Below are 11,660 nucleotides of genomic sequence, written 5' to 3'. Positions count from 1 at the left end.
GTCAGCTCCTGGCGATCGCGGGGGTGAGCACGTCCAGCAGGTCCTGCGAGTGGCCGACCCAGCCGAAGATGCCGCCCTGCGCGGCGATCATTCTGAGGCCGACCTCGTGGAACTCGGGGAAGTAGGAGCCGACGCAGTCGCCCGGCACGAGGCACTCGTAGCCGCGGTCGTTGGCCTCGCGCACGGTCGTGTGGACGCAGACCTCGGTCGTCACGCCGGTGACGATCAGCCGCTCGATCCCTCTGTTGCGCAGCAGCAGCTCCAGGTCGGTCGCGTGGAAGGCGCCCTTGCCGGGCTTGTCGAGCACGACCTCGCCGGGCAGCGGCGCCAGCTCCGGCACGATGTCGTGGCCCTCCTCGCCGCGGATCAGGATCCGGCCCTTCGGCCCGTGGCTGCCGATCGTCAGCTCGCCGCCCCCGCGCGCGAGCTTGGAGGGCGGCGCGTCGCTGAGGTCGGGGCGGTGGCCCTCGCGCGTGTGCACCACAAGGAGTCCCGCGTCGCGCGCCGCGTCCAGCAGTGCTCGCAATGGCGCGACGACGCGGGCCAGCTCGGAGACGTCGTTTCCGAGCAGCTCGCCGAACCCGCCCGGTTCGAGGAAGTCGCGCTGCATGTCGATCACGACGAGCGCGGTCCGCGTGGGTTCGAAGACGAAGTCGTAGGGACTGGCAGGAACGGTCAGGGCCATGCGTTTCCTCGCCGACGGTTGGTTGTATGCAATGCGGTGCACAACGGCGCTGCCTTGGCGCCAACCTAATGCGAGCGAGGTGACCTGATCACGGTCCGATGGGGACGAGATCACCCGTGTTCTTTGGCCAGATGTCCAGCCCGGCGCTTCGGGCGCCGCGGCTAGGCTGCGGCGCATGAATACATCGCTGCATGCAAAGCCCGCCGCGGCCGCGCTCGCCGCAGCGCGGCCCTTGCTCGTCGACGTCGTCCCGGCGTCCGAGCTGGTCCCCCACCTCGCCGCGGGCGGCCTCTGCCACGCCGGTCCGCCGATCGAGCCGCAGCGGATGTGCGCACCGATGCGCGCCGCGCTCGGCGTCGCCGGCTGGCTGGAGGGGCTGGGGAGCGATCCGGCCGACACGCTCGCGCGCCTGGACCGCGGCGAGATCCCGCTGATGACCAACCATGACGCCGGCGGTGTCGGCCCGATGTCGGGCGCCGTCGGCGGCTCGATGCCGCTGCTGGTCGCGCGCGACGCCGGCAGCGACGTGACCGCCTGGTGCCCGCTCAACGAGGGCTCGGGCAAAGTGCTGCGCTACGGCGCCGACGACGAGGAGGTCGTCGCGCGGCTGCGCTGGATGAGCGCCATGCTGGGCCCGGCGCTGAAGCGCGCGCTCGAGCGCCGCGGGCCGGTCGACCTGATCGAGCTGCAGGCGCGCGCGCTGCGGCTCGGCGACGAGTGCCACCACCGCACCGGTGCCGGCACCGAGCTGCTGCTGGCGATCCTCGAGCCGGAGCTGCCCGACGACGTCGCCGCCTTCGTCGCCGGCAACCACCAGTTCTTCCTCAACGCCGCGATGGTCTCCGCGAAGGTCGCGCTGCTGTGCGCCGACGAGGTCCCCGGCTCCGCGCTGGTGACGGCGATAGCGCGCAACGGCGTCGAGGTCGGCGTCAAGCTCTCCGGCCTCGGCGGCCGCTGGTTCACCGGTCCGGCGGCGCTCCCAGAACCGGCCGCGCTCTACGAGGGGTACGCTGCGGACGAGATGAATCCCGACCTCGGTGACTCGGCGATCGTCGAGGCGTTCGGCCTCGGCGCGCTCGCGATCGCGGCCTCGCCGCGCTCGGCTCCGACGGTCGGGCTCGACCCCGCCGACGCCGAGGCGATCACCGCCCGCCTGCGCGCGATCGGCGGCGGCGAGCATCCGCGGCTGGCGTGGCGCGAGCAGGACGGCGAGGAGCGCCGCGCGCTGCTCGGCGTCGACGCGCGCGCCGTCGTGCGCGAGCGGATCCTGCCGCCGGTCCATACGGGCATCGCGCACGTGCGACCGGGCGTCGGGCAGATCGGCGGCGGCATCACGCATCCGCCGATGGCGGCCTTCGAGGCAGCGGTCGCGGCACTGGACGACGTACCGGTGTGACCCGCTCCGCCCGCCCCTCCCAGGCCGACCGCGTCTACAGCGAGCTGCGCGCGAAGCTGCTGCGCGGCGACCTGCCGATCGGGCAGCGGCTGATCGAGCAGCAGCTCGCGGCCGACTTCGCGACCAGCCGCACGCCCGTGCGCGAGGCGCTGCGGCGGCTGGAGGGCGACGGTCACGTCGTGCGCGACCCGGCCGGCGGGCTCTGCCCCGCGGTCCCGAGCGTCCGCTCGATGCGCGAGCTGTACGACGTGCGGCTGGCGCTGGAGGAGCTGATGGTGCGGCGCGCCTCGGTCTCCGGCGACCGCGGTGAGCTGGAGGCGATCCTGCAGGACTGGCGCGCGCTGGAGGCCGAGCGCAGCGGCGGCCGCAGCCACCACGGCCCCGAGTTCGTCCACCAGGACGAGTCGTTCCACGAGCGGATCGCGCGCGCCGCCGGCAACGACGTCGCGGTGAGGATGCTGCGCGACCTCAACGACCGCATCCGCATCCTGCGCGTCCACGACTTCACCAGCGACGATCGCGTCGGCGCGACGATCGCCGACCATCTGGAGATCGTCCGCACCGTGCTCGAAGGCGACGCCGATGCCGCCGCCGCCTTCATGCGCGCCCACGTCCAGCGCAGCGCGCTGGTCGTGCGCGAGCGCGTCGGCGAGGCGCTCGCGCGCATGTTCGAGGTCTCGGAGTCCTAGGCCGAGGCGCGCTGCTGCAGCGCGCTCGCGAGCGCGGTCCGGCGCGTCACGCCGAGTCGCGCGAAGGCGACGCGCAGGTGGGTGTTGACGGTGTGCTCGCTGATCCCGAGCGTCGCGGCCACCTCGCGGTTGGTGCGGCCGGCGGCGACCAGCTGGGCGATCTCCAGCTGGCGCGGCGTCAGTCCGTAGTGCTCGGCCGTCGGGGCCTGGGCGCCGAGGTCGCCGCCGAGCGCCCGCCGCTCTCGCGCGGCCAGCTCGGCGCGCGCGTGGGCGCCGATCGAGCGGGCGATCTGCTCGGCTTCGGCGAAGCGCTCGGCCGCGACCTCCGGGGCGCCGAGCGCCGCCTGGGCCGCGCCGGCCATCCGTGTCGCGCCCAGCTCCAGCAGCCGCGACGGAGCCCGTCGGGCGGCTTCGGCGGCGGCGGTCGCGCGCACCTCGGCGTTGAGCGGCCGGTCGTCGGCGAGCGCGACGAGCGCGGCGGTGACGCCGGCCAGCGCGCCGCCGAGCGGCGTGCGCGCGAAGCCGAGCGCCTCCAGCATCGCGAGCTGACGGCGCGCGTCGCCGAGGTCGTCGCGCGCGAGCGCCAGCTGCACCCGCGTGTGCAGCAGGCTCGCACGCGCCTGCGGCAGCAGCAGCGCGAGCCGCTCGACGGTCGTCGCCGGCAGCAGCAGCTCGGCGCAGCGCTCCAGCTCGCCGCTGTCGAGCAGCGCCGGCGCGACCGCCCACGCCGCGATCGCGTCGAACTCGGCGAGGTCGGCCGCCTGCGAACGCAGCGCGAGCAGCTCCTCGCCGGCCTTCACCGCGCCGGTCAGCTCGGCGTGGACCGTGCGCTGACGCGTCTGGGCCGCGAGCGCGAGCGTCAGCAGCGCGGCGTCGCCGCTGGCGCGCGCGACCGCGACCGCCTCGCGCGCCGTCGTCGCGGCGCCGGTCAGATCGCCGGCGATCGATGAGGCGAGCGCACGTATCGCGAGCGTCGCCAGCGCGATCTCGGCGTGCTCGTCGCCGCGTGCGAGCACCGCCGCACGGGCCAGCCGGTCGCGCGCGGCGCGCACGTCGCCGAGCACGCTCCAATCGACGAGGCCGAGCCATAGCAGCGCCTCGAGCCGCTCCGGCGACGGCGCGCCGGGGACGCGCGCGAGCAGCATTGCGGCGCTGTTGCGCGCGCGCGTCGTGCCGTCGACGTCGTCGTCGGCGCCGAGCGCGGCGGCGAGCTGCGCCTGCGCGATCGCGGCCGTGATCGTCTGCTTGCGGGCGCGGGCGTCGGCGAGCGCGGCCGTGGCAGGGCCGTGCAGCGCGCGCATCTCGACGGCCCAGGGGGCGCCGCACGCGCTGCGGAGCGCGCGTCCGAGACGCTGATGTTCCGCGTCCCTCCCGTGTGGCGCGGGTCCTGCGGTGCTTCGGTCCATCGCCGCCGCATCGTAGCCTCGGATCGGGAGGGGGCGGTCGATGGTCTGAAGAGTTGTGTCACATAGACGTTCGTTTGGCCGGTCAGCTGAACATCTCCAGGCGCGTTGACGCGCCAACGCGAGCGAATTTCGGCAGCTCGCTCATCCGGCGGCGGTCGGTGCGGGCGACCGGCTCAGCCGGCCGCCGACGGCGCGGCCAGCGCGGCGACCACCGTGGCCGCCAGCAGCAGCTCGGCCTCCGCGGCGGTCGCGTCGCCGTCGAGGTGCGTCTCGACGGCACTGACCGCGATGCTGCGCATGACCCGGGCCTGCCAGGCGACCGGCATGTCGTCGCGCACCTCGCCGCGCTCGCGCGCGATCGCCAGCCAGCGCACCATCGCCTCGTCGCCGGCGGTCTGCGCGGCGTCGTCGGCGAGCGCGTCATGGCCGGCGAGGAAGCGGAAGCGCCGTCCGAGCGCGACCGAGCTGCGCGCGATCGCGGCGGCGACCTGCTCCAGCGGCGGGTCGCCGGCGGTCGCCGTCAGCGCGGCCGCGTCGGCCTCGCGCGCGACGACGCCGAAGATCGCGCGCAGCAGCTCTTCGCGCGCGGGGAAGTGGCGGTAGACGGTCGTGCGCGTGAGGCCGGAGGCGTCGGCGATCTCGCGCATCGTCGCCTCGGGATCGGCCGACAGCAGCCGCAGCGCCGCCGCGATCACGGCGTCGTGGTTGCGGCGGGCGTCTGAGCGAGGTCTCGGCGGCATCGGCTGGCGTAAACGTTACGTTCTGTCACACTTCGCGGCGGTCGCCGTCCCCCAACCCTCGCAGGCCTCCTCCATGAACTCAGCAGTCGACGCCCCCGCGCCCGCGCGCGGCAGCGGCCGTGACAACCCCTGGCTCACGCTCGCCGCGGTCGCGCTCGGCGTGATGATGGTCGGTCTCGACGGCACCGTCGTCGGCGTCGCCAACCCGACGATCGCCGCCGACCTCGACGCCTCGCTGGCCGGCCTGCAGTGGGTCACCAACGGCTACCTGCTCGCGCTCGCGGTGCTGCTGATCGTCGGCGGCAAGCTCGGCGACCGCTTCGGCCGCAAGAAGATCTTCATCGTCGGCATCGTCGGCTTCGCGCTGACCTCGCTGCTGTGCGCGCTGGCGCCGTCGATCGGCGTGCTGGTCGCCGCGCGCGTGCTGCAGGGCGTCGCCGGCGCGCTGCTGATGCCGAACACGCTCGCGCTGCTGCGCGCCGCCTTCCCACCGGCCGAGCTGAACCGCGCGGTCGGCATCTGGGGCGGCTCCTCGGCGCTCGCGGTCGCCTCCGGCCCGATCGTCGGCGGCCTGCTCGTCGAGCACGTCTCGTGGGAGTCGATCTTCCTGCTGAACCTGCCGCTCGGCCTGCTGGCCGCGTTCGTCACCTGGCGCTGGGTGAGAGAGTCGAAGGACGAGACGCACGTCGGCTCGTTCGACCTGCCGGGCGTCGCGCTGCTGTCGGGCGGGCTGTTCCTGCTGATCTGGGGTGTGATCAAGGCCCAGGACCACGGCTGGGGCTCGGCGTACGTGATCGGCTTCGGCGTCGCCGCGGTGATCGCACTGGTCGCGTTCGTGCTGTGGGAGGCGCGCACCGCCGATCCGCTGCTGCCGCTCGATCTGTTCAAGAACCGCTCGCTCTCAGCGGGCGTCGTGCTCGTCGTGACCGGCTTCTTCGCGCTCTTCGGAATCCTCTTCTTCATCGGCCTGTATCTGCAGAACGTGCACGGCTACAGCCCGGTTCAGACCGGCGTGCGGCTGCTGCCGCTGACGGCGACCTTCGTCGTCAGCGCCCCGCTCGGCGGCCTGCTGACGGAGAAGCTGGGGCCGCGCGTGCCGCTCTGCATCGGGATGCTGATCCTCGCCGGCTGCTTCTTCGGCCTGACCGGCCTGGAGGTCGACACCGGCTACGGCGGCCAGTGGCCGTTCTACCTGCTGATCGGGATCGCGATGGGCCTCGTGATCGTCGCCTCGACGGAGGCGATCGTCGGCAACGCCCCGGTCGAGCGCGGCGGCCTCGCCGGCGGCCTGCAGTCGACGGCCAACCAGCTCGGCGGCGTGCTCGGCACCGCGGTGCTCGGCTCGGTGATCGTCTCCGGCGTCGGCTCGGCGCTGGCCGGCAACCTCGCCGACGCCGGCGTCACCGGCGCGGCGGCGAGAGCGGTCGAGGGTCAGACGGAGCTGATCGCCCAGGGCGTCGCCCCGGTCGGCCCCGACACGCCCGCGGCGCTCGCGCAGGCGATCACCGACGCCTCCTTCCAGTCGTTCATGGACGGACTCCACACGGCGATGTACGTCAGCGCCGGCCTCGCCCTCCTCAGCGCGATCATCGCCCTGCTCGTCAGTCGCGGCCACGGCGCCGGCGACGGCACCGTGGTGCACGTCTAGGCAGCAGCCGGCGGAAAGCGCTCGATCCCGCCGGGGGTCTCGATGTAGGTCTCGCCGCGGTGGACGAAGGCGTGGGCCAGCTCGTGGCCGATCGCGGTCGCGGCGACGGCGGCGGCCGCGACGCGGTCGAGGTCCTGCGCGACGCCGATCGGGAAGAGCGCCGCCGTCTCGCGCGTGACCTCGTTGGAGCCGGCGCGCAGGACGGTGCGCAGGCCGGGCTCGACCGCCAGCGCCGAGACGCTGATCGAGATGTTCGCCAGCTCGTCGCTGGTGACCGCCGCCAGCGCGACGGCGCGGCCGAGCGACAGCCGTTCGAGCACGTAGCGGTCGCCGCCGCGGCCGATCACGACCGGCACCTTCAGCCCGCGCGCGAGTGCGACGTTGGGCGCCTGCGGATCCTGCTCGACGGCGACGACCGCTATCCCCAGCGCGCGCAGCTCGAGGCAGACGCGGAAGCCGACCTGGCCGAGACCGACGACGACGACGTGATCGGTGCGCGGGATCGTGCGGCTGCCGAAGGTCCCCGTCAGGCGGCGGCTGAGGACGCGGTTGACGAGCGCCGCGGTGAAGACGGCCGTCAGCACGACGCCGAGCGCCATCGAGGCGATCCCGTACAGCTGCTGCCACGTCGAGCCGTGCTCGAAGAAGGCGCTCGGGCCGACCGCCGCGATCGCCTTCGTCGCCTCGTAGAGCGCGGTCACGGCCGGCTCGTGGTGGGTCGCGATCGCCAGCACGGCCTCCAGCAGCACGAGCGCGACCAGCCCGAACAGCGACCACAGCAACAGCGCCGAGCTGCGGTCGGGCGGGCGGAACTGCGCCCGCAGGCGGTTGGCGGCGCGCCGGGCCGCGCTCGGCGGCTGGTACGGATACGGCGCGACCTGCGGCTGCTCGTCGTCACCGCCTCTGACCGCGATCAGCTCGCCGCCGTCGTCGTCGCGGTGCAGCGCGACGAGCCTCGGATCGAGGCACGGCCCGACGATCGCGCCGGCCGAGGCGTCGGCCATCGAGACGACGTTGCAATTGGGGATCACGCGGATCAGCTGCTCGGCGACCGTGCGGTCGAAGATCGTCACGACGAGCCGTATCTCCGGTCGCAGGTACTCGACCAGCAGCGCCGTCCGCAACGCGGCGATGTCGTCGCGGTTGATCACGACCGCCGCGTGGGTCGGCTCCTCCAGCGCTCGCCGCAGCTCGCGGTCGACCGGTCGCCGCAGCCAGCGGACGACCTCCCCGGCCTCCCGCAGCGCTTCCTCGACGCCCTCGGCGAGCGTGCCTTCACCGATCAGCAGATACGCACCTGACATGCGCGAACGATACGGGCGCGCGGTGGCGCGACGCGTTGCGGCTGCGGCGGCGTCGTGGCCGCGCCGGATGTCCGTCCGCGTTCAGCCGACGGCGGCGCGGAAGCCGGCGACGAGCGGCGCGAACAGCTCGCGCGCGGTGGCGGCGTCGCGCGCGAAGGCGGCGAGGGGGACGAAGACGTCGGTCGCACCGGCGGCGACCAGCTGCGGCACCGCCTCCAGCGAGCGCGCGAGATCGGGGCGGCGGTCGTCGTCGCGCACGACCGGCAGCGACATCCGCACGCGGAAGCCGGCCGGGTCGCGGCCGGCGGCGGCCAGCGCCTCACGCAGCTTCGCCGCGCCGCCGGCGGCCTGCTCGCGGCCGGTCGGCGGGCTCGGGATCCAGCCATTCGCGAAGCGCACGATCCGGTCGACGTTGCGCGGGTGCAGGTCGCCGCCGACCCAGAAGGGGACGCCGCCGGGCTGCAGCGGCGTCGGCGAGCAGGTGACGTCGTCGAAGCTGAGGTGGGGCGAGGACCAGCTCGTCGGCTGCCCGCTCCAGAGCGCCTGGCAGATCCCGAGCGCGTCGTCGAGCAGCCGCCCGCGCGCGCCGAAGTCGAGCCCGGCCGCCTCGTACTCCTTCGCCAGCCAGCCGGTGCCGACGCCGAGGTCGAGCCGGCCGTTCGAGAGCTGGTCGAGCGTCGCCGCCATCTTCGCCAGCAGCGCCGGCGGCCGCAGCGGGGCGATCAGGATGCCGGTGAAGAGGCGCACGTCGCGGGTCCGGCCGGCGATCGCCGCGAGCGTCGTGAGCGGCTCCAGCCATGGCGCCTCGGCGCCGCCGGGGAAGCTGCCGTACGGGTAGCCGGAGAGGTCGCCGCCGAGCACGACGTGGTCGACGACGCTGAGCGCGTCGACGCCCGCGGCGTCGGCCGCCTGCGCCACGTCGAGCAGCCCGTCCCAGCCGCCGGACGGGAGGAAGTCGTGGTAGTTCGACAGGCCGACGATCAGCCTCGGATCCATTGCCTCATCTCCTCTCACGCGGCCGTTGACCGCCGCGACGCGAGCTGACAACCTAGCGCTTGCTCGATTGAGGAGGAAGAGATGGTTGCCACACCCCACCAGCCCGGCCCGCTGCTGGCCGGTCGCAGCGCGGTCGTGACCGGCGGCGCGGCGGGGATCGGCGGCGCGATCGTCGCCGCCTTCGCCGCGCATGGCGCGACGGTGCTCGCCGTCGACCGCGACGAGGCCGCGCTCGCGGCGCTGATGGACCGGCTCGGTGTGGAGGGTGCCATCACGCCGCTCGTGCTCGACGTGACCGCCGCCGACGCGCCGGCGCGGATCGCCGCGGCCGCGCCGGCGCCCGACGTGCTCGTCAACAACGTCGGCCACTTCCTCGACCCGCCGACGCCGTTCGCCGACAGCGACGAGGAGGGCTGGGCGGCGATCGAGGCGGGCAACCTCACCCACGTGCTGCGCCTGACGCGCGCACTGCTGCCGGGAATGATCGCGCGCGGCCGCGGCGGCGCGATCGTCAACCTGACGACCGTCGAGGCTCATCGCGGGATCCCCGGCCACGCCGTCTACGCCGCCTGCAAGGCCGCGGTGACGCAGTTCGGCCGCTCGCTCGCGGTCGAGGTCGGCGGCCATGGGATCCGCGTCAACGCGATCGCGCCCGACGTCGTCGAGACGCCGCAGCTGCCGTACTCCGACTGGGTGCCGCCCGCGGAGCGCTGGCGGTGGGCGACCTGGGCGCCGCTGGCGCGGCCCGGCAGCGCCGATGACGTCGCCGGCGCGGCGCTCTTCCTCGCCTCGCCGTTGGGCGCCTTCGTGACCGGCACGACCGTCCACGTCGATGGCGGCACCGCCGCGGCCGGCGGCTGGTACCCGCGCCACGCGGGTGGCTGGACGAACCGGCCGCTCGATCCGTAGGCGCCGCCGTCCCGAAGCCGCGGCGTGGCGTCGCACCCATCCCGAGACCGCGCTTGACGCGGCGGCGCGAGCGGGTTAGCGTTACCAACCAAGCAATTGCTCGGTTCGTGACCGCAGCCGAGCCGCTTGACGTGAGGAGAGATCACCCGATGGGCGCCGAGACGACCGCGACCCCTGTCAGCCGCACCCCGCCCCCGACGACCGCCGTCCACACCGCCGCCGACGCCGCGCGCTACCGCGCCGCCGGCTGGTGGGGCACGGAGACGGTCGGCGACCACGTCGCCCGCGCCCGCGCCGCGAACCCCGGCGGCGCCGCCTTCGTGACCGCCACGACGCGGATGAGCTGGGCGCAGTACGACGACGCCGCGACCGCGCTCGCGCAGGCGCTCGCCGCCGCCGGCTTCGAGCGCGGCCAGCACCTCGCCGTGCTGCTGCCTGACGGCCCGACCGCCCACGTCGCCTACCTCGCCGCCGAGCGCGCCGGTCTCGTCGTGATCGGCGTCGCCGCCCGCTCCGGCGTCGGCGAGATCGTCCACCTGCTGCGGCTCGCGGAGGCCGACGCGCTGCTGACGCATCCGCAGACGCGCGGCGTCGAGCTGGCCGCGCTGCTGGCGCAGCTGCGCGCCGAGGGGCTGCCGGCGCTGCGCTCGGTCGTCGTCCCCGACCTCGCCGACCCGGCCGCCGGCGGCGTCGCCGCGGCGCGGATCGATGGCGCCCCCGCGCGCATCGCGCCGGCCCCCGCCCCAGGCGCGCCGGTCGCCGCTCTCACCCCCGATCGCCGCCTCCACCCCGACGAGACCTTCCTGCTCAACTCGACCTCCGGCACGACCGGGTTGCCGAAGTGCGTCGTCCACAGCCAGCAGCCGTGGCTGCTCGCCGGCCGCCTCGCGATCACCAACGGCGGGCTGACCGCGCAGGACACGATCCTCTGCGCCGTCCCGACGCCCTACGGCTTCGGGCTCTGGAGCGGCCACGTCGCACCGGCGCTACTCGGCGTGCCGACCGTGCTGCTGGAGCGCTTCGACGTCGAGCTGATGCTGGAGCTGATCGAGCGCGAGCGCGTGACGATGCTGGCCGCCGTCACGACCCAGCTCGCGATGGTCCTGCAGGCCGCCGCCGACGGCGGCCGCGACCTCTCCAGCCTGCGCGTCGTCTTCACCGGCGGCGAGGCCGTCCCGCCGCAGCGCGCCGCCGCCTTCGAGCGGCTCGCCGGCGCGAAGGTGCTGCAGTTCTACGGCGCCAACGAGACCGGCATCGTCAGCGGCACGACCGTCGCCGACGACGACCGCGCGCGGCTGCGCACCGCCGGCCGCCCGGCGCCCGGCGTCGAGCTGCGCCTCGGCGGCGACGGCGTGACCCCCGCCGCCGTGCGCGGCCCCGGCCTCTCGGGCGGCTACCACGCCGACCCCGCCGCCAACGCCGAGCTGCTCGACGGCGACGGCTGGATGCGCACCGGCGACCTGCTCGAACTGGACGCCGACGGCTGCCTCAACGTCGTCGGCCGCGCCTCCGACATCGTCATCCGCGGCGGCAAGAACATCAGCGCCCCCGCGGTCGAGGCGGAGGTCGCGACGCATCCGCTCGTCGCCGTCGCGGCGGTCGTCGCGATGCCCGATCCCGTCTTCGGCGAGCGCGTCTGCGTCTACGCGGCGCTCGAACGCGGCACCCCCGCTCACGCGCTCACGCTCGACGACCTCGTCGCGCACCTGAGCGCGCGCGGGATGACGCGCGAGTGGATGCCGGAGCGGCTGGTGGTGCTCGACGCGCTGCCGCTGTCGGCCGGCGGGAAGGTCGCGAAGACGGAGCTGCGTGAGGACATCCGGCGGCGGCTCGCCGCCGGCCAGCGCCCGGAGACCGGCCGGGCCCCAGGAGGAGGAGCAGCATGAG

Annotated in this window: 10 protein-coding genes; 5 read left to right on the top strand and 5 right to left on the bottom strand. The window is 74.8% G+C overall.

Annotated features, from left to right (window positions below; all coding sequences use genetic code 11):
- Window position 1: 1 nt before the first annotated feature.
- Window positions 2-685: a cysteine hydrolase family protein gene (locus tag R7226_RS00600; protein ID WP_318595073.1), complete on the bottom strand. Its 684-nt coding sequence runs from the start codon at window positions 683-685 to the stop codon at window positions 2-4.
- A 175-nt stretch (window positions 686-860) separates the two neighbouring features.
- On the opposite strand from R7226_RS00600, the gene R7226_RS00595 reads away from it, so the two are divergent.
- Together R7226_RS00595 and R7226_RS00590 are read left to right on the top strand one after the other, a co-directional pair.
- Window positions 861-2,081, top strand: coding sequence for a YlbE family protein (locus R7226_RS00595; RefSeq protein ID WP_318595072.1), 1,221 nt, complete (start codon window positions 861-863; stop codon window positions 2,079-2,081).
- A complete protein-coding gene (locus R7226_RS00590) occupies window positions 2,078-2,770 on the top strand; it encodes a GntR family transcriptional regulator (protein ID WP_318595071.1) in 693 nt (230 codons plus the stop codon). The genes R7226_RS00595 and R7226_RS00590 overlap by 4 nt, the downstream gene beginning before the upstream one ends.
- On the opposite strand, the gene R7226_RS00585 is transcribed toward R7226_RS00590, so the two are convergent.
- Entirely contained in the window at window positions 2,767-4,071 is a 1,305-nt protein-coding gene (locus R7226_RS00585) for a helix-turn-helix transcriptional regulator (protein WP_318595070.1), read from the bottom strand. The genes R7226_RS00590 and R7226_RS00585 overlap by 4 nt on opposite strands.
- A gap of 278 nt (window positions 4,072-4,349) precedes the next feature.
- Window positions 4,350-4,916, bottom strand: a complete 567-nt coding sequence (locus R7226_RS00580) for a TetR/AcrR family transcriptional regulator (protein ID WP_318595069.1) — start codon at window positions 4,914-4,916, stop codon at window positions 4,350-4,352.
- Window positions 4,917-4,989: 73 nt separating this feature from the next.
- Between R7226_RS00580 and R7226_RS00575 the strand changes: the two genes are divergently transcribed.
- Window positions 4,990-6,564, top strand: a complete 1,575-nt coding sequence (locus R7226_RS00575) for an MFS transporter (protein ID WP_318595068.1) — start codon at window positions 4,990-4,992, stop codon at window positions 6,562-6,564.
- On the opposite strand, the gene R7226_RS00570 is transcribed toward R7226_RS00575, so the two are convergent.
- Both R7226_RS00570 and R7226_RS00565 read right to left on the bottom strand, forming a co-directional pair.
- Window positions 6,561-7,868, bottom strand: coding sequence for an NAD-binding protein (locus tag R7226_RS00570; RefSeq protein WP_318595067.1), 1,308 nt, complete (start codon window positions 7,866-7,868; stop codon window positions 6,561-6,563). The genes R7226_RS00575 and R7226_RS00570 overlap by 4 nt on opposite strands.
- Window positions 7,869-7,949: 81 nt before the next feature.
- Window positions 7,950-8,864, bottom strand: a complete 915-nt coding sequence (locus R7226_RS00565; RefSeq protein WP_318595066.1) for a TIGR03619 family F420-dependent LLM class oxidoreductase — start codon at window positions 8,862-8,864, stop codon at window positions 7,950-7,952.
- 81 nt (window positions 8,865-8,945) lie between these two features.
- On the opposite strand from R7226_RS00565, the gene R7226_RS00560 reads away from it, so the two are divergent.
- Both R7226_RS00560 and R7226_RS00555 read left to right on the top strand, forming a co-directional pair.
- Window positions 8,946-9,773, top strand: coding sequence for an SDR family NAD(P)-dependent oxidoreductase (locus R7226_RS00560; protein WP_318595065.1), 828 nt, complete (start codon window positions 8,946-8,948; stop codon window positions 9,771-9,773).
- A gap of 149 nt (window positions 9,774-9,922) precedes the next feature.
- A complete protein-coding gene (locus R7226_RS00555; RefSeq protein WP_318595064.1) occupies window positions 9,923-11,659 on the top strand; it encodes a class I adenylate-forming enzyme family protein in 1,737 nt (578 codons plus the stop codon).
- The last annotated feature ends 1 nt before the right edge of the window (window position 11,660 follow it).

The organism is Conexibacter stalactiti (genome assembly GCF_033542075.1).
Lineage (GTDB): Bacteria > Actinomycetota > Thermoleophilia > Solirubrobacterales > Solirubrobacteraceae > Conexibacter > Conexibacter stalactiti.
This window is presented reverse-complemented; position numbering and strand designations above follow the sequence as displayed.